Here is a 26568-nt window from a genome sequence, read left to right as displayed (position 1 = left end):
GGAACCAGCAATGAGCATGTCCAACACACCGGTCCCGCCGGTCGTTCCGCGGACCACGACGGCGGCGCTCGCGGAGCCGACGCAGAAGGTCACCGCGCGCTGGGTCACCGGTCTGGTGCTGGTCAATGTTGGCATCAATGCCGCCTTCTTCGGGCCCATCAACGTCTTTATCGGCCAGCAGGCCATCAGCATTGATTCGCCCAGCAAGGAAGCCATCCTGTCCCTGGTTACGGCCTGCGGCGCCGCAGTCTCACTCGTGGCCAACCCGCTGTTCGGCGCCCTGTCTGACCGCACCACGTCGCGCTTTGGGCGCCGGTCCCCCTGGGTCCTGCTGGGAGCGGTGCTGGCCGCGGCAGCCCTGCTGGCCATGTCCGTCTCGGCGTCGGTGGCGCTAATGGTGTTGTTCTGGTGCCTGGTGCAGCTGGGTGCCAACGCGGCCTACGCGGCCATTTTCGCCGCCGTCCCGGACCGGGTTCCGGTGCCGCAGCGTGGCGGCGTGGGCGGGCTGGCGGCCATGGGCCAGACCCTGGGCGTCCTTACGGGCGCCGTCTTCGGCGCTGTGGTTTCCGGTAACTTCATGGTGGGCTACTGGCTGTGCGCCGGGGCCCTGCTGGTCTCCGTGCTGCCCTACCTGTTCCACTGCAATGACCCCGCCCTGCCCAAATCGGAACTGGGCACTTTCAATCTGCGGTCCTTTGCCAAGGGTTTCTACATCAGCCCTGTGCGGTATCCGGACTTCGGCTGGGCCTGGCTGACCCGGCTGCTGGTCAACGTAGGCAATCAGCTCACCATCGTCTACCTGCTCTTCTTCCTCCGCGACATCATCAAGCACGGTGACCCGGCCTTCGGCGTGCTTGTGCTCACCGGAATCTATGCGGTGATGGTGATGATCACGGCTGTGATCGCCGGGCCGTGGAGTGACAGGGTTGGCAAGCGGAAACCGTTTGTCATCGGCTCCTCGGCCACGATCGCCATGGCGGCCCTGATCATGGCCTTCTTTCCGGTCTGGCCGGGTGCCCTTGCCGGCGCCGCCGTGCTGGGCATCGGCTTCGGGGCCTACCTTGCAGTGGACTTTGCGCTGCTGACCCAGGTGCTTCCGAAGGCCGCGGACCGCGGCAAGGACCTGGGCGTCATCAATATCGCCAGCTCCCTGCCACAGGTGATCGCCCCCCTGCTTGCGTTCCTTGCCCTGAAATTCTTCGGAGGGTATGGCACCCTCTTCACCACGGCGGCCGTTATCGGGCTGCTGGGCGCTGTTTTCGTCGTCAAGATCAAGGGCGTGGACTGACCCTTCCGGGGGCCGTTGGTAAGGCCACTGACGAGTTGCAGCGCAGGCTGGTGCCGTATAGTTGAGCCGGCTGCGGGGCTGTATGGATGGGGGAGCTCCGGCAGCGGCAACCCCAGAACACAACCCCGGAAAATGCTGATGACCGAGACTGTTTCAGACCATCCGCCCATGGCCGCCCGGCCCACTGCACCACGCCAGCGCCTTCGCTACGCGCGCATGCTCGAGGCCGCTGCTTCGTTTGCCCGGAAGGGCCTGGACTCCGTGGACCTGTCCGAGATCGCCGCGAAGGCAGACGTTCCGCTGGGCACGGTGTACCGCTACTTTCCCTCCTCCACGCATCTGGTGCTGGCCCTGTACCGCCACCAGCTCGAAGAGCTGGAGGCCGCTGCCCGGCGCGAATCCGACCGGTTCCGCGGCCGCGCCCTTCCCGGAGTGGTGATGGAAATCTTCCACATGCGGGTGATGCAGCCTGCCGTGGAACAGTGCCTGAGCCGGGGAATCTACCTTCCCGACCGGGACACCACGGCCCTGCTGCGCGACATTGACGCCTTGGGTGAGAAGGCCGTGGAGGCCGCTGCCGGCGATGCTGTGGCGGCCAGGGTCCTGCTGCTGTCCGTAACTGGTCTGGTCCAGTCCGTCCGGAACCGCCGCCTGTCCCTCTTCGAAGCCGAAGAGGACCTTAAAAAGGCCTGTGCCCTGCTGTCCCCGTCGGCGGATGCCCGGTTCACACTCCACCAGACGGCGTAACCGGTCTAGACCAATTCAGCATTAAATACGCCTTTATGGCGTGGCGTGCGTCACAATGAGCGCGGAATAAACGATTTGTCAGCCGTTTCCGCTGTCAAGAACGCCGTTTCGGGCTCAACCGCTTGCCTACCATGGTTCCAGCGGAGCAGCAGGGAGCGAACATCCCCGGAGGCTCCTACGGACCCGCCACCCTTGGGTTTCCTGTCGCACCATTTTCCCTGCCGGCCCGCACGGGTCCGGCCCCATGTGCCGTGCGTGCACGGCGAGCACCAGGAGACAACGACGTGTCCATTGACGCAGCCACAGCCACTGACAATTCCGCAGCCACAGCACTGACCGAAGCCGAGATCTTCGAAGCCCACCAGGGCGGAAAGCTCTCCATCGCCAGCACCGTCCCGCTGTCCAACAAACGCGACCTGTCCATCGCCTACACCCCCGGTGTGGCCGAGGTCAGCCGCGCCATCCACAAGCAGCCGGAGCTCGCCCGCACCCTGACCTGGGCCGAGCGCCTGGTGGTCGTGGTCAGCGACGGCACCGCAGTCCTGGGCCTGGGCAACATCGGTGCCAGCGCCTCCCTGCCCGTGATGGAGGGCAAGTCCGCACTCTTCAAGAGCTTCGGCGACCTTGACTCCATCCCCCTGGTCCTGAACACCAGCGACGTCGACGAAATCGTGGAGACCCTGGTCCGCCTGCGTCCCAGCTTCGGCGCCGTCAACCTCGAGGACATTGCCGCTCCGCGCTGCTTCGAACTCGAGGAGAAGCTGATCGATGCCCTGGACTGCCCGGTCATGCATGACGACCAGCACGGTACCGCCGTGGTGGCGCTGGCCGCCCTGACCAACGCCGCCAAGGTGACCGGCCGCAGCCTGGACAGCCTGAAGGTTGTGGTTTCCGGTGCCGGTGCCGCGGGCATCGCCGTCGCCGAAATCCTCCTGGCCGCCGGCATCCCGGATGTTGTCCTGCTGGATTCCCGCGGCGTCATCAACAGCACCCGCGCCGACCTCGCCGCAGACACCTCCAGCAAGAAGGCGGACATCGCCGGCCGCAGCAACCCCCGCGGGGTGGAAGGCGGCCCGGCCGAGGCCCTCGCCGGAGCCGACGTCTTCATCGGGGTTTCCTCCTCCAAGCTGGACGAGGCACACCTTGCCCTGATGAACCAGGACGCCATCGTCTTCGCCCTCTCCAACCCGGACCCCGAGGTCCTGCCGGAGGTCGCCGCCAAGTACGCCGCCGTGGTGGCCACCGGCCGCAGCGACTTCCCCAACCAGATCAACAACGTCCTGGCATTCCCCGGCATCTTCCGGGGTGCCCTGGACGCCGGCGCCCGCCGGATCACCCCGGCCATGAAGCTGGCGGCGGCCAACGCCATCGCCGAGCTCGCCGCCGAGGACCTGGCCGCCGACTACATCGTGCCCAGCCCCCTCGATCCCCGGGTTGCCCCCGCGGTCACCGCAGCTGTCGCCGCGGCGGTGGAAGCGGAGTAGTCCACCCCTCGTAACGCCCGACGGCGGTGCCTCCTTCCCCGAAAGGAGGCACCGCCGTCGGGCGTTAAACGCGGTCCGGCCCGGCGGGCGCCCCACCCTAGACTGGAAGCCATGACTTCCGAGACCGTGGTGACCATCCTGTGCGGCCTTGCGATCCTGGTGGGTGTGGCGGGGACCATCATCCCTGTCCTCCCCGGCAGCATCCTGATTGGCGCCAGCCTGCTGGCGTGGGCCATCTGGGGTGGCGCCGGTCCCGCCGGATGGGTGGTGTTCTCCATCGGCATCATCTTCGTAGCCGTCGGGATGGCCGCCAGCGCCGTCCTCACCGGGCGGAAGCTCAAGGAGCATGCCATCCCCAGTCGCAGCATCGTGGTGGGATTGGTGGCAGGGGTGGTGGGGATGTTCATCATCCCTGTGGTCGGCCTGTTCGTCGGGTTCGCCGCAGGCCTGCTCCTCAGCGAAGTCCTCCGCACGCGCAACCTGCCCACCGCGGCCCGGTCCAGCTGGGCCGCCCTCAAAGCCACCGGCACCGGCATGCTCGCCGAATTCGGGCTGGCCTGCCTGGCCGCCAGCGCCTGGGTCATCGGCGTGTGGATAGCCGCGGTGAACGGGTAGGGTCCCTTGCGCCGCCCGGCCCGGACGCGTACAACGGGGGGATGACCGAGCCTTCGGAAGCAGCCGCCCACGTCCACGCGTGGATGGACAAGTACCAGGCCGCGTGGGCCAGCAACCAGCCGGACGACATCCGTGCGCTTTTCACCGAGGATGCGCGCTATGAAACCCGGCCGCACGACCCCGATGCGTGGACGGGGCAGGACGGGATTGTGGACGGCTGGGTGGCGGCCCGTGACGAGCCGCAGGACTGGACCTTCAGCTGGGACCTGCTCGGAACCGACGGGCCCACGGCCTTCGTCCAGGGCGTCACCGTCTATGCGGGCGACCAGCCAAGCTACGACAACCTGTGGGTGATCCGTTTTGACGGCTCGGGCCGTGCCGCCTCCTTCACCGAATGGTTCATGGCCCGTCCCTGACCTGGCCGGCAGCGGAAGACCTGGCCCGCGCGGGCAGCGGCCCGTCGTTCGTTAGCATGGAAAGATGACTGCCGGGGACAGCGCACCGATCTACTGGGACAGCCGTGACCTGACGCCGTTCGGCCAGGCGCACCTGCGCACGCCGGTCCACGACCTTGCCGGGGGAGTGGGCGGCCTGCTGACCGGAGTGCTGGGAGCCCGCAACCCGTCGCTGCTCGCGGTCAACGGCGAGGTGCCGCGGCTCCGGCGGATGCCCAGGCCGGCCAAGGAGGTGCATGACGCCGTCTTCTCCAGCCGGGAACCCGAGCGGCTCATCGCCCTGGCCCGCACTTACCCGGGTTGGGCCGGCCTGTGCTACCTGATGTCCGGGCTGCTGGTCTATCAGCACGGCGGATACCTCCGCGCCTCGGAGCTGCTGCAGCGGGGGCTCACCACCCGGAACGACGACGACGCGAACCGCTACTCCTCCACCTACCTGCGGCGCATCGTCACCCGGATCGAACTGGCGGAACGGGTGGAGGTTCCCGTCCTGTTCAGCGAGGAATCGGTGTTCCTGGCCCTGGCCCACGCGCTGCGCGAGACCGGCCGCACCGAGGCGGCGCTGGACGCCCTCACCGGGCTGCCGCCGTCGCTCCCCATGGCCCTGGCCAGGTGCTCCCTGGCGCTCAGCCTGGGCCGGAGCCGCACCGTGATCGACTGGACCGAGGGTCTCCTGAACGCCGACGACCTGTCCGCCGCGCTGCTGCTGGTCCGCGCCCGCGCCCTGCGCCGGGAAGGCCGGCTCGACGCCGCGCAGCAGGCCATCACCGAAGTGCTGCGGCGCCGCAAGACCCACCTCGTGCTCCGGAACGATGCCCTGACGGACAAGGCGCTGCTCCTGCTGGACTCCAGCCGGCGCTCGCTCAATCCGCGTGACTGGGGCAGGCGGCACGAGGATCCGGTGCCGCAGCGGGAAATCGCCGCACCGGTTCCCATCCGCAAGGACGAGGAGATGCGCCGCATCTGGGAACAGGACTGGAAGAACCTCAGCGAGGACTAGGCGCGGCCCGCCACCAGGGGAACCAGCTGTTCGCCGAGCAGCACTGTCCCCAGCAGGACCATGATGATCCCGCTGGCCAGGGTCACCGCCCGCGCCGCCCCGGGCCTGCTTTGCAGCAGTGTGCGGGACAGCAGCGCCACGGCCGTGTAGACCAGCCCGGCCAGCGCCACGAAGGTCATGCCCAGCAGCCCGGACTGGACCGGCACCGGCAGTGAGGCGTCCGCGCTGACGAATTGCGGGATCAGGGCTATGTAGAACAGCAGGCCCTTCGGGTTGATGCCGCTGGTTCCCATGCCCTGCAGGAAGGTACGCAGCCGCGTCGCACCGGAACTTCCGGTGGCGCCTGCCGCACTGAAGGACGCCCCGCGCCACGAGCGGAGCGTGCTGATCCCCAACCACATCAGGTAGCCGGCGCCCGCCAGCGTCAGCCAGCCCAGCACGCCGGGCATTCCGGTCAGTACCGCGGCGAGCCCGGCCACCAGCAGGGCGGTGTGCAGGACATACCCGCCGCACAGTCCGGCAACTGCGGGCACGAAACTGCGCTGTCCTAGTCCTGCCGTGATGGAGTAGGCCCAGTCCACGCCGGGGGTGCAGGCGAGGGCCGCGGCCACCAGCACAAAGGCCAGGAACAGCTCCGGATTCATGGTTTCTCCTGTCAGCGGATCTTTCAGGAGTAACTGTAGGAACTTTACGCCCGGAAGTGCTGTCCGGTTTTCGCCCGGCACGCTAGCCAGGCAGTAGGATTTTTGCGTGATAGACGCTATTGACAGGAATATCTTGCGCCACCTCAAAGAGGACGGGCGGATGACCGCCACGGCGCTTGCCGCCAAGGTGGGGCTGACGGTGGCACCGTGCCACCGCCGGCTGCGCGACCTGGAGCAGTCAGGGGTGATCCGGGGCTACAAGGCGGACATCGATCCCGGGGCCGTGGGCCTGGGATTTGAGGCGATTGTCTTCGTCACGCTGCGGCAGGTGGACCGGCCCACCATGGAGATCTTCGAGAACCGGGTGGCGGACAACCCGAATATCGTGGAGGCGCAGCGGCTTTTCGGTTCCCCGGACTACCTGTTGAAGGTGATCGCGGAGGACCTGCCCGCGTACCAGCGCTTTTACGACGCAGAGCTGACGTCCCTGCCGGGCGTGGAGCGGCTGACCTCCACACTGGTGATGAAGAACCTTAAATCGAACGCCGGGCCGCCGGTGTAGCGGCCGCCCGTTGGCCTAGGCCGCCGGGCGGACGTGGACGATGATCACCTGGGTGTCCTTGCCGCCGTCGTACCTCAGGTCGTAGTTCACGTCCAGGCCGGTGGCCGTCCCGGAGGTGATGGAGAAATCGCTCTTCCCCTCCGGGTCGCTTTCGGTGCTGCTGATCCACCGCTCGGCGGAGGCCTCATCGATTCCGTACCGCTGCACTCCCTCACGGATCAGGGCGAAATACTCCTCGGCGGATGACGCGGTGAGGAAGTAGGTGACTTCGCTGAAGTCCGGGCGCTTGTCCGTGGTGTTGAACCGGATGCGGTCCGTTTCGCCGGTGATTTCGCCGCTGGGCGCCACGATGGTCAGGTTGATCTTTCCGGCCCCGCGGGTGTTGATCTCGGGTCCGTAGCTGTCCTGCGTGACCTGGACGGATTCCTTGACCAGCGTGCCGGAGCTCATGTCCAGCCGTGCGGCACCGGTGCTGCGGATGGTCTCCACGCCGGCGGCATCAAGGGTGGAAAATTCGGAGGTTTTCACGGTGCTCCCTGCAGAAGGTGATGTGGCGGAGGACGGGGTGGCGGAATCGGGGGCGGACAGCTGGCAACCGCCCAGCGCCAGGCCGGCGGCCAGGGCCGGCAGGAGGAGTACGACGCCGGCTGCGCGCCTTTGCGTCCCGGCTGCGGCTTTCCGGGTGGTCGTCACTGGTGGACCTCCGCGTCGAAGCCGTCCAGGAAGCGGTCCATGATCTGGGGGATGTTGTTGGTGGGCTGGTACTGGTCCACCCGGGTGTCGAAGTCGGAGCCGATGATCTGGGCTGCCCGGTCCGGGTCCGAGGCCAGTAGGTCCTGGTAGGCGGGCAGGGTGTCCTGGCGGATGAGTTCCCAGCGCTGGTCCGCGTTGGCAATGTTGCCGTCCGGGAAGCCGGTGGTGAAGTCGGTGCGGAACTGTGTGGGGTTGTCCCAGTTGGTGAACGGGACGTTCTGCGGGCCGGGGCTCTCCACGCTGAAGGTGTAGGGGAACACTTCGGCGTAGCTCCTGGCTCCGGGAATGGAGGGCTCGCCGGCCAGGGTCACCATGTAGGTCACGGCTTCACCGCCGGGGTGGCTGCGCATGTTGTCGTAATCGTCGGCGATGATTTCGTTCTGCTCGCGGTACAGGAGGGCGGTGTTGCCTTCCTGGACGCGGTCCGGGTCGCCGGAATCGATGTTGGCCCACGCCTCCGCCGTTCCGGCATCGATGGCACCGGACTCATGGAGCCGGTTGATCTCGTCCAGGCCGCCGTTGAGGTACGCCTGGTGCTGGCGGGCCTGGTCCAGGAAGATTTCCTTGTTCATGTCCAGCATGCTGGTTTCGTAGAACCGGATCTCCTGGTCAGTCATGCCGGCCAGCTGTTCGATCTGGTCCAGGATGGGCAGCGGTATGTTGGAAGCCGGATTGTTGGCGATCTGCTGCGCGAGGTCCCGCATCATGGCCATGTCGCGGAAGCCGCCCGCAAAGGACGGTCCGATCATGTTGGCCATCCCTGCCCACTGCAGGTCCGGGTTGGCGAGGTAGGCCTGGCCGTAGAAGTCGTAGACGCTGCGGATGGTTTCCCAGTTGGCTTCGGTGCCGTTGGCCGTGTCCCAGGTGGCCGGATCGATGCCCATCTCCAGCATGGCCTGGTTGTTCCAGTAGTCGCTGAGGAAGTCGGCGTACTCGGGGGAGTTCTTGTCGATCAGGCCGGAGTCCGCAGCGGCATCCATTGCGGCCTTGGCAGCTTCCGGGTTGGCCAGGGCCCACTGCCTGAACTCGTCGCTCTGCAGGTAGTCCCGGCGCTCGTCCGGCGTCATCGAGTTAAGGGTATCGGTCAGGTCCTGCGCGGTCCCGCCGCCTCCGCCCGATTGGCCCGCGCCTCCACCGCTGCCGCCGCCGGCGCCGTTGCTGGCCCGTTCCTGTTCGTCAGCGTTGGCGAGCAGAGCCTTGGACGCCGTTTCAAGCCCTGCCGTGGCGGACTTCAGCAGTTTGATGTGGGAGGAGGTCCATTCGCTGCGGAACCTGTCACCGTCGTGCCCCTTCCACAGCCCGGAACTGATGGTGCTGTTCAGCTGCTGGCCCAGGGCGTTGAGCCGGTTGGCGCCGCCGGCGAGGTCCTTGGCGAGCTGCCGGAGCTGGGCGACGTCGCCGCCGTAAAAGGTACCCGCCATGATGATTCCCCCTGTGTGGATGTACCGTGCCAGCCTAGCCGGGAAGGTGCAGCGGGGCGATGGGGAGGGCTATCCGTCCAGCAGCCCCGTGGTGCGGTAGGGAATGACTTCGCGCAGGAACATGCTGGTGGAAGTGCGGACGATCCCCGGGCACAGCCGGATCTCCTCCGAGACCCGGTACAGGTCGTCCGGGCTGGTGGCCACCACCCGGATCAGGAGGTCCGTGTCGCCGGCTGGTGCGTGGCACTCGAGGACCTCCGGAATGTTCCGCAGGGCGGCGATCGCCTCATTGAGGTGGCTTTGGTCCAGTTCTGCGCTTACCGACGCCGCCACCCCGCGGCCCAAGGCTGCGGGAAGGACCCTGCTGCTGTTGGGCCGGAGGGCTCCGGCCGCCGTCATCCGCTCCAGGCGCGACTGCACCGTCCCGCGCGCCAGCCCCAGCCGCTGGGCCAGCACCATGATGGGAACCCTCGGGTCCTCGTCCAGCGCCCGGAGGATCCGCCGGTCCGTGGCGTCGAGTTCCTGCAATTTGCCTACTTTCTGCTGATGCGGCGCGCATGGATTAGTCAGATTGACTAAAGAACGTGAGTGCGGTTGCACCAACTGTAGGTCCGGTGCTGAAATGTTGGCAACACGGCAGCGGCTACCGCCACTGCCCGCAGGCCACCGGCCTCCCGGCACACCACCCGGGGTCCGCGCACAGCTTCCCGCAAGGAGGCCCGCCGCTGATTGACTCTTGTTCACGCATCGTCTTTCCGCACCCACTGACGAGAGCCCCTGGGCTACCGATCCACCGGATATCCGGCCATATCGGTGGCTGAGGGGCTCTTGTGCTGTTCCGCATAGGCTGGAGGCATGACATTGGCCGGCCGCTTCGCCCCCAGTCCTTCCGGCGAACTGCACGTGGGCAACCTCCGCACCGCCATGCTTGCCTGGCTCTTCGCCCGCTCCACCGGCCGCACCTTCCTCCTGCGCGTCGAGGACCTGGACCGGGCGCGCGCTGGAGCTGAAGCCGTCCAGCTGCGTGACCTCGCCGCGATAGGGGTGGACTGGGACGGTGCCGTGGTCCGGCAGACCGACCGCGGAACCTTGTACGAGGAGGCCATCGGGCGCCTGCAGTCTGCAGGCCTGACCTATGAGTGCTTCTGCACCCGCCGGGAAATCCAGGAAGCCCCCTCCGCCCCGCATGCGCCGCAGGGCGCCTACCCCGGGACCTGCAGAAACCTCGACGCCGCGGAGCTCGAGTACAAGCGGTCCACCCGGCCGGCGGCCATCCGGTTGCGCGCCTCCGTTAGTGAGTACACCGTCCGGGATGCCCTGCATGGCAGCTACACCGGTGCAGTGGATGACTTTGTGCTCCGCCGCAACGACGGCGTCACCGCCTACAACCTGGCAGTGGTGGTGGACGATGCCGAGCAGGGCATCGACCAGGTGGTCCGCGGCGATGACCTGCTTCCCTCGACCCCCCGGCAGGCATATCTCGCCTCCCTTCTGAATATTCCGGTTCCGGAATATGCGCATGTCCCGTTGGTGGTGAATTCCGACGGCGTCCGGCTGGCCAAGCGGGACGGTGCCGTAACGCTTGCGGATCTTGATGCGGCGGGGATGCCTGTTGGTGAGGTCCGGGACCGGCTGCTGGCGTCTCTCGGCCTACCGCCGGGGACGCTGGACCAGGCGCTGGCGGCCTTTAATCCCGCCGGAGTGCCAACCGCGGCCTGGGTCTGGGAAGGAGTTGTCAACAAACGTTGACGCCACGTGCGGCGTCAACTAATGTTGACGCCGTGGAGGTGGATCGGATGAAGACGCTCGTGGGATCAATGGACGGCAAAGGCCCCGCCGAGGCCCTGTATGCCGTTGCCGAACTGCAGAAGGAAGTCAGCCGGGCCGAGGCTGCTCTGGTGCGCGGCGCGAGGCAGGCCGGCTTGTCCTGGGAAGCCATTGCACTGTGTCTGGGCGTCACCAAACAGGCGGTGCACCGGAAGTACGGCAAACAGTAAGGCCCTAGGCGGGCAGTCCCGGCTCAGCGCGCGTCTCCAGCTTCGACAGGGCCGCGTGCACCCGGTCGCTGCCGCGTTTTTCGTCGATGACGATCGAAGCGGCCAGGGCGGCAACGATTACCAGCAAACACGCGGGGACGGAGGCGCCTGCCGCCGCCAGGGCTACCGCACCGCCCTGGATGGCGATGACGCCGGCCGCGACTGCTATGACCATCCGGTCGGCTCCCATCATCACGCTGTACAGCCAGGTGAGGGTCGCCTTGAAAACCGCCACCGGGATGGCAATGCTCGCCACCGCGGCCGCGGCGCCGATGTGGGCCTCGTGGTCGATGTAGTAGGCGGCGACATGGAGGCCTGCCCCGGTTGCGGCGATGGCCGCGAAGATGGGGATGTGGCCGTAGCCGAACAAGTAAGAGCGGTGCCGCCGCAGGTGCAGGGCCCGCCCGGCAGGCAGCATGAAATACACCCACCACATCCCAAAGGCCAGCGCTGTTCCACCGAATCCCACCAGGGCTGCGTCCGTGGTCCAGCCGCTGTTGGCCACGAACGCACGCAGCGTCTCGATGGCACCGATCAGGCACTCGCCCAGGGCGATGATGGCCAGCAGTCCGTACCGTTCGGCGATGTGGTGGGCATGCCACGGGGTGGCGGCCCTGCGCTCGGCGAAATAGGGCGTGGCCATCTCCAGTGCCACCAGCGGGACCACCATCAGGAGGGTGGCCGCCACGCCGGTGTCGAGGACCAGAACTGCCACCCAGCCCAGCTGGACGACGGCCAGGTACCGGGCGTAGCGCAGGCAGGTCTCGCGGCGGGCGGGATCCTGGCGGGCGGCGCGCATCCACTGCGCCACCAGGGCCAGGCGCATCAGGATGTAGCCGCCCACAATGACCCGGTTGTCCACATGCTGCCCCTCGACGATCGAGTGGAACATCGGCTCGATTCCCATGGTGAGGATCAGGACGCCCACGATCTGGACCATGGTGACCACGCGGAACACCCAGTCGTCCGTGTCGTAGGCGCTGGCGAACCAGGTGAAGTTGATCCAGGCCCAAATCACGGCGAACATCGCGAACGCGAAACCGATCAGCCCGGGCAGCACGTGGGCCTCCGCGATTTCATGGGCGAACTGGCTTCCCGCCACGCCGAAGGCAATGACGAACGTCAGGTCGAAGAAGAGCTCCAGCGGGGTGGCTGCCCGGTGTTTCTCATGCGGATCGCGGCCGCCCATGCGCGCGAACGCATGCCGGAGGGGGTTTGAGGACATGCCTCAAAGATAGCCGGGCCGGACCCGCTCAGACCCTTCCCAGAGCGTCGATGTCTTCGAGGAAGTCCTGGTGTACCTCGGCGCTGACGGTGGTGCGGGTTTCGGCGATCGCGGCGAGGTAATCCTCGGTGGAGGGCCCCTTCCGCACCGCCTCCCGGACGGAAACCCGCGAATCCGAAGCCAGCCCGCCGTCGTCGTACACGGCTTTTTCAAGCGCCCGCTGTGATGCGCTGCGGGCGGCGTACTCGATATCGGCCGGCGAGAAGCCCTCGGTCTTCTCCACGAGGAGTTCCACGTCCACATCATCCACCACGGGCGCGGGGATGAAGCGCTGCCACATGGCTTCGCGGGCTTGCCGGTCCGGCAGCCCGATGGGGATGACATAGTCGAACCGGCCGTGCCGGAGGAACGCCGTGTCCAGGGCACGGATGAAGTTGGTGGCGCACACCAGGAGCCGGCCGGGCTGTTCCCGGAACGCCGGAATGATCTTAAGCAGTTCGTTGGTGACCCCCTGCAGGGGCGAGGGCGGGTCGCCGGCGCGCTGTGAGGCGATTTCCTCCACCTCGTCGATGAACACCACCGCGTGCTCAAGCTCGGCGATTTCGAGGAAGGTTTCCCGCAAGGCCCCGGCCAGGCCCTGCGGATCCGCGGCGAGGCGGGACGGGAACACTTCAACGAACGGCCACTCCAGGCGTGAGGCGATGGCCTTGGCGAACGTGGTCTTGCCGGTTCCCGGCGGGCCGAAAAGGACGACGGCGCGCGGCGGCACCACGCCGAATTCGTCCGCGAGGTCCGCTTCGGCCAGCGGAAGCACCAGGCGGCGTTCCAGGAGTTCCTTTTCCTTCCGCATGCCGGCGACGTTTTCCCAGAGGTCGCGGGCCAGGACCCGGCCACCCAGCTGCCCGAGGGCGCCGAGCTCCTGCCGCTGCACGGGGATGGTGCGTTCGAAGTAGCGCAGGTTCTTCTTCAGCGCGAAGCCGCGGCCCAGGAACGCTTCCACCCGGGTTTCGGACTCGGGCATCAGGGCGGACAGCTTGTTCAGCCCGTGCGGTGCCATCCGGTTTTCGACGGCGGCCAGCAGCGAGGTGCCGATGCCCCGGCCGCGGTACTCCGGCAGGGTGGCCAGGAAGACGATCCAGCCCTGGTCATGCGCGGCACGCCCTACGGCGGCACCCACCACCAGGTCGCCCAGCACCGCCACCACGGCATGGTCCTTCTCGCACGAGGCCAGGACCTCTGAGAGTGCGTAGACCGGCTCCACGTTGGTTGCCTTGAGCGTCTCCCACAGGTGCAGGATCCCGTCCAGGTCCGCTGAGTGAAAATCCCTGATCCGCCAGTTGGTCATGCTGTCACTCCCGTTGGTTCCCCGTTGAACTGCCCGCTGTCCTTACTGCTGCGAGCATAAGGGATGGGACGCCGCGGGCCCGTTGCGGTTCCGTTGCATGACGTGCTGCCGGCCATGATTCTTGGGGCGCCAAGCGTCTCCAGGGTGCCCTATGCGGTAGCCGGGGGCGTTGAGCCTGTCCGGCCCGAGGAGTAGCGTGTGATGCACATCACCCAAACCCCTAGGAGCAACCATGCCACATCTGGGACGCCGGGTAGGAGCCTTAACGGCTGCACTGGCGATGAGCGTGACGTCCGGAGCCATCATGAGTCCGGCCTCGGCCCACAAGTGGGACGACGAACCCGAGAAGAAAGCCACCGCCACCGGATACGGGGGAGCGGTCAGCACAGTGGACGCCGACGCTTCCGCCGCCGCCATCTCAGTGCTCCGCAAGGGCGGCAACGCCGTGGACGCCGCCGTCGCAGCGGCGGCAACCCTGGGGGTAACGGAGCCCTACTCTGCCGGGATCGGCGGAGGCGGCTACTTTGTGTACTACGACGCGAAGAGCGGCGAGGTGCACACGCTGGACGGCCGTGAGACCGCACCTGCGGCGATGCCGAACGATGCATTCATTGATCCTTCCACCGGGAAGGCGTACAACTTCACCCCGGAGCTGGTCACCAGCGGCGTCTCCGTAGGCGTCCCCGGCACAGCCGCCACGTGGGAGCGGGCCCTCGAACGCTGGGGCAGCCTGAGCCTCGGCGATGCCCTGGAGCCCGCCATTGACGTGGCAGACAACGGGTTCACCGTGGACGAGACCTTCAACCTTCAGACCGCCGAGAACCAGGTGCGTTTTGAGGCCTTCCCGGCCACCAGCGAACTTTACCTCCCCGGCGGTGCGGCGCCCGCCGTCGGAACCGTCCTGAAGAACCCCGACCTCGCCGACACCTACCGGCTGCTGGGGGATGAGGGTACCGACGCCTTCTACCAGGGCCCGCTCGCCGAGGAAATCGCTGCGACGGTCCAGAACCCGCCCAAGACGGCAACCACCAAACTGCCCGTCCCCAAGGGGTTCATGACCGCAGAGGACCTGGCTAACTACGAGGTCCTGAACCAGGACCCCACCCATGTGGAGTACCGGGGTTATGACGTCTACGGCATGGCACCGTCCAGCAGCGGCGGCACCACGGTGGGCGAGGCCCTGAACATCCTGGCCCCCTTCGAACTGCCTGACCTGGTGAGGGGCAAGGGCAACGCCAAGAACCAGTCCGATGTCCTGCACCACTACCTTGAAGCGTCGGCCCTCGCCTTCGCGGACCGTGCCAAGTACGTGGGTGATCCGAAATTCGTGGACGTCCCCACAGAAGTCCTCCTTGACGACGTCTTCGGCAAGGAACGCGCCTGCAACATCGATCCCCGGAAAGCTGCAGTGAAGCCCGTGGCGGCGGGCGACGTTGAGAACTACGACGGCACCTGCGATGTTGCGCCGGCGGCCGGCGAGGACGCCAAGGACACCGAGAACATCAACACCACCAACCTCACCGTCTCGGACAAGTGGGGCAACGTGGTGGAGTACACGCTCACCATCGAACAGACCGGGGGATCGGGCATCGTGGTTCCCGGCCGTGGCTTCATCCTGAACAACGAACTCACGGACTTCTCCACGGTGTACAAGGAGGACGATCCGAACCGCATCCAGCCCGGCAAGCGGCCCCGGTCCTCGATGTCGCCCACCATCGTGCTGAAGGACGGCGATCCGTTCTTGGCGCTCGGTTCGCCCGGCGGCTCGACGATCATCACCACTGTGCTGCAGACGCTGGTTAACCGGATCGACCTCGGCATGAGCATCGAGGATGCGGTGGCGGCGCCCCGCGCCTCGCAGCGCAATACCGCCAATGTGACAGCAGAACAGGGCTTCATCGACTCGCCCTCCGGCAAGGTCCTGGCGGCTAAGTTCGGCCACAAGTTCACGGCAGCCGGTACCCCCGGCACGTCCGCGGCCGAGATCGGCGCAGCAACGGCCATTGAGTTCCATCGGGATGGCCGCGTGACAGCGGTGGCTGAACCCGAACGGCGCGGCGGCGGATCGGCCATGGTGGTCAAACCCGCCCGGTGATCCGGCCGCTGCCGACAGGCGGCTGCCCTTAAACCCTGACGGCGGCACCTGGGTTCTGTAGTTCCAGAACCCAGGTGCCGCCGTCGGACGTTAAGAAGCGCTACTTCTTGAAGGTGCCTGCCGGAGGATTGGCCACCACCGGCGAGATGCCGGTGTGGCCCTCCCGGGTTTCGGCAATCTCATGGATGCGCTTGCGGCAGGCGAACCAGCCGAACACCATCAGCACAGAGGCGATGGCTGTCACCATCATGGTGAAGGGCGAGTCGATGAACACCATCACCAGGACACCCACCAGGAAGACCAGCGAGAGGTATCCGGTGAACGGGGCGCCGAACAGCCGGAAGGATGGCCGCTCCACCCAGCCCTTGTCCGCCCAGCGCTTGAGCTGGATCTGGCACAGGACGATGGTGGCCCAGGTCATGATGATGCCCACGGAGGCGATGTTCAGCACGATCTCGAAGGCTTCCGCCGGGACCAGGTAGTTCAGCGGCACACCCAGCAGCGAGACGCCGGCGGTGATGGCGATGCCGCCGTAGGGGACGCCGGCCTTGTTCATGCGGGACGCGAACTTCGGAGCCGATCCGTTGACGGACATCGACCGCAGGATGCGGCCGGTGGAGTACAGGCCGGCGTTCAGCGAGGAGAGCGCCGCGGTGAGGACCACCAGGTTCATGATCACGTCCACGCCCTGGACGCCGATGGAGCCGAAGAACGTCACGAACGGGCTGACGCCCTTTTGGTAGGACGTGTAGGGCAGCAGCAGTGCCAGCAGGATCACGGAGCCCACGTAGAACACGGCGATGCGGAAGACCACGGAGTTGATGGCCTTGGGCATGATCTTCTCGGGGTTCTCGGTCTCGCCGGCCGCGGTGCCCACCAGCTCGATCGAGGCGTAGGCGAACAGAACGCCCTGCATCAGGATGATCATGGGCAGCAGGCCGTTGGGGAACACGCCGCCGTTGTCCGAGAGGAGGCTCAGGCCAACCTGTTGGCCGTCCACCGGGGTGCCGAAGATGACGAAGTACGTGCCTACAAGGAGGAACGCCACCAGGGCGGCCACCTTGATGAGGGCGAACCAGAACTCCATTTCGCCGAATACCTTCACGGAAACCAGGTTCAGGCTCAGGACCACCACCAGGGCGATCAGGGCCCACACCCACTGCGGAACGTCAGCCATCCAGGGCACGTAGTTGCCGAAGAAGTGCATGTAGAGGGCCGCCGCGGTGATGTCCACGATGGTGGTGGTGGCCCAGTTGATCCAGTAGAACCAGCCGGACACGAACGCGGCCTTCTCACCGAAGAACTCACGGGCGTAGGACACGAAGGACCCGGAGGAGGGGCGGTGGAGCACCAGCTCGCCGAGGGCCCGCAGGATCAGGAACGCGAAGAAACCGCAGACGGCGTAGGCGATGACCAGGGACGGGCCGGCCGCGTTCAGGCGGCCGCCGGCACCGAGGAACAGGCCGGTACCGATGGCGCCGCCGATGGCGATCATCTGGATCTGCCGCGGCTTCAGGCTCTTGTGATAGCCCTTGTCCTCGGCGTGCAGCGAGGTCTCGGTGGCGTGTGCGTGACCGCCGTCGATGACGTGGTCTGGGAGTGGGGACTGACTCATGGTTGTCCTTACAGACGGGGAAAGTTGGGGACTCTACTTGCTGAGGTTGGCGAGCCGTTCGGGGCTCAGGAGTTCCTGCAGTTGGGTGGCGGTGAGCAGCCCGTGTTCCAGGACCAGCTCGGCCACGCCCTTGCCGGTGGCGAGGGCTTCCTGCGCGATGGCAGTGGCGGTGGCGTAGCCCAGGTGGGGGTTCAGGGCGGTAACCAGGCCGATGGATTGCTCCACCGTGAGCCGCAGGTGTTCGGTGTTGGCGGTGATTCCGCGGATGCAGCGGGCCGTCAGGGTGCGGCAGGCTGCTTCGAGGTGGGAGATGCTCTTGTGGAGGCTGTGGACAATGACGGGTTCGAACGCGTTGAGCTGAAGCTGCCCGGCTTCGGCGGCCATGGTGATGGTGACGTCGTTGCCGATCACTTCGTAGGCCACCTGGGAAACCACTTCCGGGATCACCGGGTTGATCTTGCCGGGCATGATGGAGGAACCGGACTGTACGGCCGGCAGGTTGATTTCGCCCAGGCCGGCGCGCGGGCCGGAGGAGAGCAGGCGGAGGTCGTTGCAGATCTTGGAGAGCTTGACGGCCACGCGCTTGAGTACGCCGGAGAGGTGGACGAACGCGCCCACGTCCTGGGTGGCCTCGATCAGGTCGACGGCGGTGACCAGCGGCAGGCCAGTGACCTCGGCCAGGTGACGGCAGGCGGCGTCGGCGTAGCCGGCCGGGGCGTTCAGTCCGGTGCCGATGGCGGTGGCGCCGAGGTTGATCTCGTGGATCAGGAGTTCGGCCTCGGCCAGCCGCAGCCGGTCCTCGCCGATGGTGACGGCGTAGGTTCCGAATTCCTGGCCCAGGGTCATGGGGACGGCGTCCTGGAGCTGGGTGCGGCCCATCTTCACCACGGTGCGGAACTCCTGCGCTTTGGCGGCGCAGGCTTCTTCCAGTTCGGCCAGGGCGTCCAGGAGTTCCCGGGCGGCGAAGATGGTGCCGAGTTTCACCGCGGTGGGGTAGACGTCGTTGGTGGACTGGCTGAGGTTGACGTGGTCGTTGGGGTGCAGCCGGGCGTAGTCACCCTTGGGGTGGCCAAGGATTTCCAGGGCACGGTTGGCGATGACCTCGTTGGCGTTCATATTGGAGGACGTTCCGGCGCCGCCTTGGATGACGTCCACCACGAACTGCTCGGCGAGTTTGCCGTCCAGGATGTCCTGGCAGGCCTGCTCGATGGCTGCGGTGCGTTCGGCATCCAGCAGGCCAAGGTCCCGGTTGGTGCGGGCGGCGGCGAGCTTGACCGCTGCCAGGCCGCGGACCAGGTGCATGTTGGAGGAGAGCGGCTGGCCGGTGATGGGGAAGTTCTCCACGGCGCGCAGGGTGTGCACGCCCCAGTATGCCTCCGCGGGGACGTCGCGGTCACCCAGCAGGTCGTGTTCGGACCGGAAGTTTTCGGCGGTTGGTGTGATGGTCATGGGGGTCCTTACGGGCGTCGTTGTCTGGTTCGGACAGAAATCAGTTGAGGAAGTCGGTGGCCTGCAGCCGGCCCACTTCGTGGCCGCCGCCCAGCACGGGTGCGGTGGCGATGGCGGCCAGCGGGCCGGTATCAAGTCCCAGCGCCTCGAGGAGCCGGACGGTGGCCGGCATCCTGGCGCGGTCGCCGCCGTCGGAAATCTTGACGGCTGCTGCGCTGCCGTCGGCCAGGCCCACCAGCTGGACGCCTTCAAAGCCGTCCTTGGCCACGGCGCCCGGCACCAGGCGCATGAGCTCCGTGACGTCGCGTCCCTCGCCCGCCACCATGTGGGGGTGCTGCTGCATGGCGAGCCCGACGGCGGCTTCCGCGCTTAGGGACGCCGGCCCGCCGTCGTCGGAGGTTCCGTCCGCCTGGCCGGCTGCGCGCGCGATGATGCCGAAGGCGCGGGCCATGCCGCGGAGGGTGAGGGCGAACAGCGGGGTTCCGCAGCCGTCGGTGCTGATGGCGGCGGGTTCTTCGCCGGTCAGTTCGGTGACGGTGGCGGCAACGAGCTGCTGGAGCGGGTGGGACGGCTCAAGGTAGCCGCGGACCGGCCAGCCGTTGATGGCGCAGGTGGCGGCCATGGCGGCGTGCTTGCCCGAGCAGTTCTGGGTGAGCTGCGTGGTTTCGCCGCCGTTGCGCAGCCATTTTTCGCGTTCGGCCGTGCCGTAGGGGAGGTCAGTGCTGTTTTCGAGGTCCGTGGCGCTGAGGCCGTGCAGTTCCAGGATGCGGAGGGCGCCATCGCGGTGGCGGCTGTCGCCGGAGTGGCTGGCGGCGGCCAGGGCCAGGAGGTCCGCCGGGAGATCCAGGCCGGCCCGGACCATGGCCACTGCCTGGAGCGGCTTGAGCGAGGAGCGCGGGTAGAAGGGGGCTTCGGGGTTGCCGGCGGTGGCGGCGGTGGAGCCGTCCCTGCGCAGGGCGAGGGCCGATCCGTAGTGGACGCTTTCCACAAGGCCGCTGCGGACGGCCGCCACCAGGGGAGCGTGCTGCGGCAGGGCCAGGTGGTCCGGGGCAGGGGTGCGGGCAGCGGAAAACGCGGGGGAGGGCATGGTGTCCTTGGGGTTGCTGGCGGGTTACTTGTTGAGGATGGAGTCGAGGGCCTGGCCCACGGCTTCCAGGTGGCGGGCCATGGCGGTGCGCGCATTGTCCGCGGAACCTGACTCGATGGCGGCGAGGATGTGCTGGTGTTCAATGTCTGAGGCGTGCTGCCGGTCCGCCACCATGTTCAGGGTTTCCGACTGGTGGGCCAAAGCGTCCCGGATATCGGCCACGACGCTTTCGAAGACCTTGTTGCCGCTGGCGCGGGCGATGGCGGCGTGGAAGGTGGAGTCCAGGGCCACCCAGGACTCCGGATCGGTTTCGGTGGCCATGGCGGCCATGATCTGGCGGAGGGTGTCCAGTTCTTCATCGGTGCGCCGCTCGGCGGCCAGGCCGGCGGCAGGGATTTCGATGTGGGGGCGGGCCTCCGTCAGGTCGCGGGCGGAGTACTGCCCCAGCGTGAGGTCGTTGGCTACTTTGTTGGCCACCACGAACGTGCCCTTGCCGGTCTTGGTGACCGTCAGGCCCAGGGCTGTGCAGGAGCGGAGCGCCTCCCGGATAACAGAGCGGCTCACGCCGTACTGCTGGGCGAGGGTAGCTTCGGAGCTGAGTTTGCTGCCCACGGGAACCAACCCGGATTCGATGTCCACGCGGATGGCATTGAAGACCGCCTCGGCGGCGCTGAGCCGCGCGAGGGGGAACGCAGGCTGTCCTGCTGTCCGGCTGTCTGACAGGTTCACGCTTCAAATATGGCACCGGTCACACGGGGGTGTCAAGCGCCACTTGTCAGTTGCCCGGGAAGAACCGGCACGAACGTGCCGTTAGTGCTCGACGGCCCCTACCGTGGTCAGGTCAGGGCTGCTACATTGGCCTTAACCGGCACGATCGTGCCTCAGGAGGTTGGCATGACCACAGCAATGGACCTGGTTGCCGCCGAGGTCCGGGCCAGACGCGCAGCACTGCGGCTTACCCAGCGGGACCTTGCCGACATGGCAGGCGTATCGGAGCGGTTCGTGAGGTTCGTGGAGCGGGGGAAGCCAAGCGTGCAGCTGGATTCGCTGCTTGCAGTCCTGGATACCCTGGGCCTCGAACTGCGGATCGCCGACAGGGCCAGCCAGGCCGAGCGTTCCCTCGCCAGCCAGGTCCGTGCCGGGAGTGAAGCGCCGTGAGGCACCGCATCGCGGACGTCTACAAGGCAGGGATCCTCGCTGCGCGGCTGGAGCGGTACGACGGAGGAACGAGGTTCAGCTACCTGCCCGCCTACCTGGCCGGCGGCGGACCCGCCGTCGCGTCCTCCCTTCCCCTCACCGGCGAACCGGTCCTGTCCGCCGCCGGGGCCGCCCCGCCGTACTTCACCGGCCTCCTGCCGGAAGGCCGGCGCCTGAATGCGCTGCGGCGGTCCATCAAAACCAGCTCTGACGACGACCTGTCACTGCTGATCGCGGCCGGCGGGAACCCTGTGGGCGACGTCCAGATCATCGGCCACGGCGAACCGCTGGACCCGGACGAACATGCGGTGGAGCTGGACCCGCGGCAGCCGGTGGACTTCGATCAACTCCTGGGCGACCCGGACCTGATCGATCCCGTGGCGCTCGCCGGTGTGCAGGACAAGCTGTCCGCCGGGATGATCTCGCTGCCCGTGGCCGCCCAGGGGAAACGGTTCATCCTCAAGCTCAACGCGCCCGAGTTCCCGCACGTGGTGGAGAACGAGCTTGCCATGTTCCGCTACGCGGCCAAACTGCGGATTCCGCTGAGCCGCGTGGCGCTGATCCGGGACGTCGCCGGGCGGCCGGGCCTGCTGGTGGAACGCTTCGACCGTGTGCCGCCCCTTGACCGCACGGCCGGCGCCGGTTCCGACGAAGTCCTGCGGCTCGCCGTCGAGGACGGAGCCCAGGTTCTCGGGCTGTACCCGGCGGACAAGTACAACGTGGGGTACGGGCAGGTGTGCCGGGCTCTGGCGGAGCACTGCGCGGCTCCGCTGCCGGCCCTCCGCAACCTTGCCCTGCAGGGTGCGTTTGCCTGGCTGACCGGGAACGGCGACCTGCACGCGAAGAACGTGTCCATGGTGCAGGATCCCCGGGCCGGCTGGGTGGTCGCACCCGTCTACGACATTCCCTCCACGGTTGTTTACGGCGACAAGACGCTCGCGCTGGCCATCGACGGCAAGCGGACAGGTATCTCCCGCCGCCACTTCCTGGGCTGGACCGCGGGCCTCGGGCTTCCGGAGCGTGCCGCCGGCAAGGTCATCGACCTGGCCTTGGGGGCATCAGGGCCACTGCTCGCCGACCTTGAGGCCGGCACCGCGTTTGTAGGGGCCGCTACGGCGGGGAAGAACGACGGCGGCGGGTCGCCGTTCCCGGACATCGTCACCAGGGCCTGGGTCAAGGAGTTGAAGCATCGCCGCCGGCTGTTCGAAGGGTAGGCTGCCCCGGACCGGGCCTGCTCAGGAGCCTTCGTACCAGCGCAGGACGCGAAAGGCGCGCAGGGTGTTCCAGCGGCTGGGTTTGCCGTCGCCGTCCTCGAGGGGGAAATGGGTTTTGCCGGCATGGGTGTTTTCCAGGAACCAGGTCCCGTCCGGCTGCTGCTTGGACCGCACCAGCTCCACCGCTTCGGCAAGGCGACCATCCGGCGCCTGTCCAGTGGCCCGGAAGTAGTCCAGCCCCCGGAGGACGTCGTAGAACCAGCGGGTGGGGTAGGAGAACTGCAGAAAGTCGGGGCTGACTACCTCGCCGGTTGATTTCCTGCGCAGGAGTTGGCGGTCCAGGAGGTACTCCTCGCCGCGGTTCCGGGCGGCCCGCGACGCGGCAGTCCCGCCGCCTGAGTATTCATACCCGAGAAGCCCTTCCAGGACGCAGATGGTGCTGTGGAACGAGGAGCGTGTGGAGCCGCGCTCGGCCTCGCAGTTCCAGCCGCCGTCATCGAGCTGTTCGCCAGAGAGCCTTTCAACGATGCCGTCCACGCGTTCGCCGAAGTAGGCGCCCAGCGCCACCGCCATGCCGTTAATGCACGGTTCAGTCTCGCCCTCGAAGAACGGCTGGTTCCCCTCCTCCCAGCGGGAGTTGTCCCGGACCAGGGAGATGACGCGCCGCACCCGTCCATCGTGAGGGTCCACACCGAAGTCACGCAGGAGCAACAGGCTGTAAGTGGTGGCGGTCCAGGGCTGGCCGTCGGATTCGTGGGTGTGGCCGTCAGAGGTGTCCTCGGATGGCCAATAAGTGCCGCCGTCCCACTGGCCGTCGGCTCCCTGCAGGGACAGCAGCCGGGCGCCCCATCCGCTGGCCGCCACCCGGCGGCGTTCCGCTTCCACGTCCTCCGCTGGCGCTCCGGCAAGGTCGCGGAGGACCTGCCAGCGGACAGCCGCGTCGGAGTCGAGGAGCCAGTCCAGCGTGCTGCCCGGCAGGGTGCGGCTCACAGGTGCTGGATGCCCGCCCGCTGCATGGCGTCCTTATAGATCTCCACGTTCTTTGTGAGGATCTCTTCCTGCTTCGTGTCGGAGACGGCGAAGGCGCGCCCCCCAAGTGCGGTGGCCTTGTAGATCTTGATGCCGTTATTCTTCAGCGCCGCGTGGTAGGTCTTTTCGTAGAGCGTCAGGAAAGTGGACGCATCGGTTCCGTGGGCGATGATCGCCGAGACCCTGGAGTTGATCTTGAGGAACTGCCGGAACGGGCGGAGGCCGTCCGTCTTCTCCTGGACACTCAGTGCCGACGGGCTGCCGGTGTCCCGCACCCACGGATAGGCGTTCCACGGCATGACGTAGCGGGGGTCCAGCTCGGCCAGTTCGTAAATCTGTGTTGCGCGGCGTGCCGCCTCATCATCGTTGTTGTGGGACACGAATCCGGATTCGGTCCCCTTCCCCGGGCTGACCTGCAGGGTGACAATGCGGCATTCATCCTCGTCGTGCACCGGGTCGATGTAAGGGACCGTGGAGCCCGGCTTCTTCTCCATGAGTTCGTCGCAAAGCTGGGTTACTTGCGCGATGTTCGGTTCCTGTAGCAGGGCTTTCTTTTCGTCCCAATCAATCGTCACGATCTCTCCCTCAGCAGCACGGCGTCCAGAAACAGGCGTCTGATGCCACTCTACGCTTCCGGAGATGAGGGCGGGCAAGGCGATTTCGCGCGGGTGCCCGCGGGCTGTGGTGAAACCAGGGGCGATTCCCCGTCCGCAGCGGCCCCGGACGGGCATGCTGTTCAATGGGGAACGTGCAGTTCACCAGGAAAGGCCTGAAAGCCGACGGTTTCTCAGGCTTCAGGCCCATCGACGATCTTGACGTCATGCGGATTCCGCAGGGAAACGGCCTCTTCGCAGTCGTCGCGCCGGCAGGATTCCATCCGCGTTTCCTGAAAAGGAGCACGGCCGGCGTTTTCAAGAAGAGGAACCCAACCCTTACCGAACCGGAGCTCCGGGCCGAATGGCTGGAATCGGCAGCTGTCCTGTACATCGGCAAAGCGGGGCCGGGCAGCAAAGGGAACCGGGGACTCAGGCGCCAGATCCAGGAATTCGTTGATTTTGGGCAGGGGAAGCCACCCGGCCACTGGGACGGGAGGGCCATCTGGCAGTTGGCCGATGCGGGCCGGCTGGCCGTCGCGTGGAAGGAACTGCCGGCGGAACAGCTCAACCAGGCGGAGGCCGCCTACCACGCCGGCTTCGTGGCAGAATTCGGCAGGCTGCCGTTCGCGAACCTCATCCAGGCGCGCAGCAACGCTGCCCGCTGACGGCGAAGGCAGCCCGGCAGGTCCCGCCGCCTAGCCCTGCGAAGCCGCCCATCCGCCGTCGTACGTGAAATACCCGCCCACCAGCGTCGCCGCGACGGGCATCCCCGCCAGCCCGGCGTCCGGAACCGCCAGGGGATCGGCGTCAAGAAGCACCAGGTCCGCCGGGCTGCCCACCTGCACGGTGCCGCGGCCCCGGGTGGAGGCGGCCAGGGCCTGCTCGCGGGTGATGGCTTCCTGCGGCTCCCACGGGTCGCGGCCGTCGAAGGAAGAGCGCGTGGTGGCGGCCGACACCGCTGCCCAGGGATCCAGCGCGGCAACCGGCGCATCCGATCCCAGCGCCAGCGTGGCACCTGCGTCGAGCAGCGACCGCAGCGGGAAAGCCCGGTCTGTCCGCCCGCTCCAGTTGGCCTCTGCGGCGTCCCGGTCGTCCAGCGCATGCGCCGGCTGCACGCTGGCCACCACGCCCAAGGCAGTGAAACGGGCAAAATCCTCCCGCCGGACAAACTGGGCATGCTCAATCCGGCCACCGATGCCCGCATGCTCGAACGCGTCCAAAGCCACCCGGTTGGCGGCATCACCGATGGCATGGACTGCCGGAACAAACCCGGTTTCCGCTGCCCGCCGCAGCAGGGCCCGCAGTTCATCTATCGGAACGGTCAGCAGGCCATGCCCGCCGAAAGGGTAGGGATCCACGCAATATGCGGTCCGGGTGTTCAGGGACCCGTCAATCAGGACTTTCAGCGGGCCGGTGCGGAGCAAACCGTTGCCTCCGGGTACCTCCCTGTCCGTCCGCAGGCCCTCTGCCGCAGCCCGCTCCAGGTCCGCCGGGTACACGCCGGCCTCCACGCGCAGGCTGTCGAAACCGGCGGCCATCCGCCGCAGCCACGGATCGCGGTTCCACGTCATCTCAAAATCAACTACGCCCACCACGCCCCTGGCGGCTGCATCCTTGGCGGCCTGGCTGATCCAGCCGTCCACCACGGCATCCGGCAGCCGGCCCAGCTCACGGGTCAGGAGGAAGGCGGGTTCTTCGCGGAGCAGGCCCGAGGCGTCCGCCCGGAGCCCGTAGCGGCGGGCGGCAGCGGTGTTCACCCACACACAGTGCAGGTCATGGCTGATCAGCGCGGCCGGCCGTTCCCCGGCGGCGGCATCGAGCATGGCCAACGTGGGCGTATCCGGCCAGAGGGCATCCCGGAAGCCCACACCCACGGCGGTGATCGGGTGGCCGGGTCCGGTCCCGTCCGCAGGATCCGCGGCAATGAAGCGTCCGACGGCGGCGGCCGCCTCGTGTGCGGACGTCGCCGCAGAGAGGTCCAGCCGGTTCGCGTGCAGCGCCCACTGGGTGAAATGGACGTGTTCATCCCACAGGCCCGGGATGATGAACCGGCCGGCGCAGTCGACGGTCCTGAGGGGCCTGGCTTTGTGCGCCAGCGTCCCCGCCGGGCTGACCCCTGCCACCACCCCGCCGCGGAGGTGCACGTCCACAGGTGCCTTCGACCCGGGGCGGCGCACGGAGGCCAGGATCAGTTCCGCGGCAGCGTCCGTCATCGTGTTGCCGTCACCGTGTTGCCGTCACCGGGGTGCTGTCACTGTGCTGCCGCCACGGGGAATCCGGCCGCTGCCCACGGCACGTCATGCGGACCCGCGGAGGCGTTCCATGTCCCGCCGGTCCTTCTTCGTGGGACGGCCGGTGCCCCGGTCCCGCTGCGGGATCCCCAGGGCGGGGGCCACGGGCCGGGGCGGGGTGTGGTCCGTGAAGCAGTGAGAGGCCACCTCCGCGCCGACGCGTTTGACGATCAGGCGGCGGACCTCAAGAATCCGCTCATAGCCGGGCATCCGGACCGTCACCTTATCGCCGGTGACGAGGGTGGCGGATGCCTTGGCCGGTGTGCCGTTGAGGCGGACATGGCCGGCGCGGCAGGCTGCGGTGGCGGCCGAACGCGTCTTGTAGGCGCGGATGGCCCACAGCCACGCGTCAATGCGGGCGCTGGCGGGGGAGGAGGGAAGGCTCGTCATGGTTGGCACCGAGTATAGCCCCGGCGCCCG

Annotated in this window: 27 protein-coding genes; 13 read left to right on the top strand and 14 right to left on the bottom strand. The window is 67.4% G+C overall.

Annotated elements, in window-relative coordinates:
* Positions 1 to 10 precede the first annotated feature (10 nt).
* From ACHL_RS18930 to ACHL_RS18905, 6 genes are all read left to right on the top strand, one after another.
* On the top strand, positions 11 to 1288 hold the full coding sequence (locus tag ACHL_RS18930) for an MFS transporter (RefSeq protein WP_015938922.1): 1278 nt from the start codon (positions 11 to 13) through the stop codon (positions 1286 to 1288).
* A gap of 138 nt (positions 1289 to 1426) precedes the next feature.
* Complete coding sequence (locus ACHL_RS18925) at positions 1427 to 2035, top strand: TetR/AcrR family transcriptional regulator (protein WP_015938921.1); 609 nt, start codon at positions 1427 to 1429, stop codon at positions 2033 to 2035.
* 284 nt (positions 2036 to 2319) lie between these two features.
* A complete protein-coding gene (locus ACHL_RS18920) occupies positions 2320 to 3519 on the top strand; it encodes an NAD(P)-dependent malic enzyme (RefSeq protein WP_015938920.1) in 1200 nt (399 codons plus the stop codon).
* 111 nt (positions 3520 to 3630) lie between these two features.
* The gene (locus ACHL_RS18915) at positions 3631 to 4134 is read left to right on the top strand and encodes a DUF456 domain-containing protein (RefSeq protein WP_015938919.1); all 504 of its coding nucleotides are present in this window, start codon (positions 3631 to 3633) and stop codon (positions 4132 to 4134) included.
* A gap of 41 nt (positions 4135 to 4175) precedes the next feature.
* On the top strand, positions 4176 to 4550 hold the full coding sequence (locus ACHL_RS18910; RefSeq protein ID WP_015938918.1) for a nuclear transport factor 2 family protein: 375 nt from the start codon (positions 4176 to 4178) through the stop codon (positions 4548 to 4550).
* A gap of 64 nt (positions 4551 to 4614) precedes the next feature.
* A complete protein-coding gene (locus tag ACHL_RS18905; protein ID WP_015938917.1) occupies positions 4615 to 5589 on the top strand; it encodes a tetratricopeptide repeat protein in 975 nt (324 codons plus the stop codon).
* Here ACHL_RS18905 and ACHL_RS18900 read toward each other — a convergent pair.
* Positions 5586 to 6233 carry a LysE family translocator gene (locus tag ACHL_RS18900; protein ID WP_015938916.1) on the bottom strand — a complete coding sequence of 216 codons (648 nt, stop codon included), beginning with the start codon at positions 6231 to 6233 and terminating at the stop codon, positions 5586 to 5588. The two genes, ACHL_RS18905 and ACHL_RS18900, sit on opposite strands and share 4 nt — an antisense overlap.
* A gap of 106 nt (positions 6234 to 6339) precedes the next feature.
* Here ACHL_RS18900 and ACHL_RS18895 point away from each other — a divergent pair, with 106 nt between their 5' ends.
* Positions 6340 to 6795 (top strand): Lrp/AsnC family transcriptional regulator, encoded by a 456-nt coding sequence (locus ACHL_RS18895; RefSeq protein WP_015938915.1) that lies wholly within the window; start codon positions 6340 to 6342, stop codon positions 6793 to 6795.
* A gap of 15 nt (positions 6796 to 6810) precedes the next feature.
* Here the strand turns inward: ACHL_RS18895 and ACHL_RS18890 are convergent, their stop codons facing one another.
* The 3 genes from ACHL_RS18890 to ACHL_RS18880 form a co-directional block, all read right to left on the bottom strand.
* Positions 6811 to 7488, bottom strand: coding sequence for a hypothetical protein (locus ACHL_RS18890; RefSeq protein WP_015938914.1), 678 nt, complete (start codon positions 7486 to 7488; stop codon positions 6811 to 6813).
* Complete coding sequence (locus ACHL_RS18885; RefSeq protein WP_015938913.1) at positions 7485 to 8969, bottom strand: WXG100 family type VII secretion target; 1485 nt, start codon at positions 8967 to 8969, stop codon at positions 7485 to 7487. The genes ACHL_RS18890 and ACHL_RS18885 overlap by 4 nt, the downstream gene beginning before the upstream one ends.
* 69 nt (positions 8970 to 9038) lie before the next feature.
* Positions 9039 to 9497, bottom strand: a complete 459-nt coding sequence (locus ACHL_RS18880; protein WP_015938912.1) for an Lrp/AsnC family transcriptional regulator — start codon at positions 9495 to 9497, stop codon at positions 9039 to 9041.
* Positions 9498 to 9824: 327 nt separating this feature from the next.
* Here ACHL_RS18880 and gluQRS point away from each other — a divergent pair, with 327 nt between their 5' ends.
* Both gluQRS and ACHL_RS18870 read left to right on the top strand, forming a co-directional pair.
* The gene (gene gluQRS, locus ACHL_RS18875) at positions 9825 to 10718 is read left to right on the top strand and encodes a tRNA glutamyl-Q(34) synthetase GluQRS (protein ID WP_015938911.1); all 894 of its coding nucleotides are present in this window, start codon (positions 9825 to 9827) and stop codon (positions 10716 to 10718) included.
* Between the two features lie 47 nt (positions 10719 to 10765).
* On the top strand, positions 10766 to 10966 hold the full coding sequence (locus ACHL_RS18870; protein ID WP_015938910.1) for a hypothetical protein: 201 nt from the start codon (positions 10766 to 10768) through the stop codon (positions 10964 to 10966).
* Between the two features lie 4 nt (positions 10967 to 10970).
* Here ACHL_RS18870 and ACHL_RS18865 read toward each other — a convergent pair whose 3' ends face one another.
* Both ACHL_RS18865 and ACHL_RS18860 read right to left on the bottom strand, forming a co-directional pair.
* Positions 10971 to 12230 carry a low temperature requirement protein A gene (locus ACHL_RS18865; protein WP_015938909.1) on the bottom strand — a complete coding sequence of 420 codons (1260 nt, stop codon included), beginning with the start codon at positions 12228 to 12230 and terminating at the stop codon, positions 10971 to 10973.
* Positions 12231 to 12258: 28 nt separating this feature from the next.
* Complete coding sequence (locus tag ACHL_RS18860; protein WP_015938908.1) at positions 12259 to 13575, bottom strand: ATP-binding protein; 1317 nt, start codon at positions 13573 to 13575, stop codon at positions 12259 to 12261.
* 232 nt (positions 13576 to 13807) lie between these two features.
* On the opposite strand from ACHL_RS18860, the gene ggt reads away from it, so the two are divergent.
* A complete protein-coding gene (ggt, locus tag ACHL_RS18855; RefSeq protein ID WP_015938907.1) occupies positions 13808 to 15670 on the top strand; it encodes a gamma-glutamyltransferase in 1863 nt (620 codons plus the stop codon).
* Positions 15671 to 15770: 100 nt separating this feature from the next.
* Here ggt and ACHL_RS18850 read toward each other — a convergent pair whose 3' ends face one another.
* Genes ACHL_RS18850 through ACHL_RS18835 form a run of 4 tightly spaced genes read right to left on the bottom strand, consistent with a single transcriptional unit; the run spans position 15771 to position 20550 of the window.
* Positions 15771 to 17285, bottom strand: a complete 1515-nt coding sequence (locus tag ACHL_RS18850; protein ID WP_015938906.1) for an amino acid permease — start codon at positions 17283 to 17285, stop codon at positions 15771 to 15773.
* 33 nt (positions 17286 to 17318) lie between these two features.
* The gene (locus ACHL_RS18845; protein ID WP_015938905.1) at positions 17319 to 18734 is read right to left on the bottom strand and encodes an aspartate ammonia-lyase; all 1416 of its coding nucleotides are present in this window, start codon (positions 18732 to 18734) and stop codon (positions 17319 to 17321) included.
* A 40-nt stretch (positions 18735 to 18774) separates the two neighbouring features.
* Positions 18775 to 19821, bottom strand: coding sequence for an asparaginase (locus tag ACHL_RS18840; RefSeq protein ID WP_015938904.1), 1047 nt, complete (start codon positions 19819 to 19821; stop codon positions 18775 to 18777).
* Between the two features lie 24 nt (positions 19822 to 19845).
* Entirely contained in the window at positions 19846 to 20550 is a 705-nt protein-coding gene (locus tag ACHL_RS18835) for a FadR/GntR family transcriptional regulator (RefSeq protein WP_015938903.1), read from the bottom strand.
* 165 nt (positions 20551 to 20715) lie between these two features.
* Between ACHL_RS18835 and ACHL_RS18830 the strand changes: the two genes are divergently transcribed.
* Positions 20716 to 20979 (top strand): type II toxin-antitoxin system Y4mF family antitoxin, encoded by a 264-nt coding sequence (locus ACHL_RS18830; protein WP_015938902.1) that lies wholly within the window; start codon positions 20716 to 20718, stop codon positions 20977 to 20979.
* Positions 20976 to 22232 carry a type II toxin-antitoxin system HipA family toxin gene (locus ACHL_RS18825; RefSeq protein ID WP_015938901.1) on the top strand — a complete coding sequence of 419 codons (1257 nt, stop codon included), beginning with the start codon at positions 20976 to 20978 and terminating at the stop codon, positions 22230 to 22232. The genes ACHL_RS18830 and ACHL_RS18825 overlap by 4 nt, the downstream gene beginning before the upstream one ends.
* 21 nt (positions 22233 to 22253) lie before the next feature.
* On the opposite strand, the gene ACHL_RS18820 is transcribed toward ACHL_RS18825, so the two are convergent.
* Both ACHL_RS18820 and ACHL_RS18815 read right to left on the bottom strand, forming a co-directional pair.
* A complete protein-coding gene (locus ACHL_RS18820; protein ID WP_015938900.1) occupies positions 22254 to 23222 on the bottom strand; it encodes a prenyltransferase/squalene oxidase repeat-containing protein in 969 nt (322 codons plus the stop codon).
* Positions 23219 to 23836 (bottom strand): uracil-DNA glycosylase family protein, encoded by a 618-nt coding sequence (locus tag ACHL_RS18815; protein ID WP_015938899.1) that lies wholly within the window; start codon positions 23834 to 23836, stop codon positions 23219 to 23221. Before ACHL_RS18815 ends, ACHL_RS18820 begins: the two co-directional genes overlap by 4 nt.
* Positions 23837 to 24000: 164 nt before the next feature.
* On the opposite strand from ACHL_RS18815, the gene ACHL_RS18810 reads away from it, so the two are divergent.
* Complete coding sequence (locus ACHL_RS18810) at positions 24001 to 24522, top strand: hypothetical protein (protein WP_015938898.1); 522 nt, start codon at positions 24001 to 24003, stop codon at positions 24520 to 24522.
* 30 nt (positions 24523 to 24552) lie between these two features.
* On the opposite strand, the gene ACHL_RS18805 is transcribed toward ACHL_RS18810, so the two are convergent.
* Positions 24553 to 26070, bottom strand: a complete 1518-nt coding sequence (locus tag ACHL_RS18805) for an amidohydrolase (protein WP_015938897.1) — start codon at positions 26068 to 26070, stop codon at positions 24553 to 24555.
* Positions 26071 to 26154: 84 nt separating this feature from the next.
* On the bottom strand, positions 26155 to 26538 hold the full coding sequence (locus ACHL_RS18800) for an RNA-binding S4 domain-containing protein (RefSeq protein WP_015938896.1): 384 nt from the start codon (positions 26536 to 26538) through the stop codon (positions 26155 to 26157).
* Positions 26539 to 26568 lie beyond the last annotated feature (30 nt).

The sequence above is a fragment of the Pseudarthrobacter chlorophenolicus A6 genome (assembly GCF_000022025.1).
Classification (GTDB): Bacteria; Actinomycetota; Actinomycetes; order Actinomycetales; family Micrococcaceae; genus Arthrobacter; species Arthrobacter chlorophenolicus.
The sequence above is the reverse complement of the archived record's forward strand: the minus strand, read 5'-3'. Positions and strand labels throughout refer to the sequence as shown.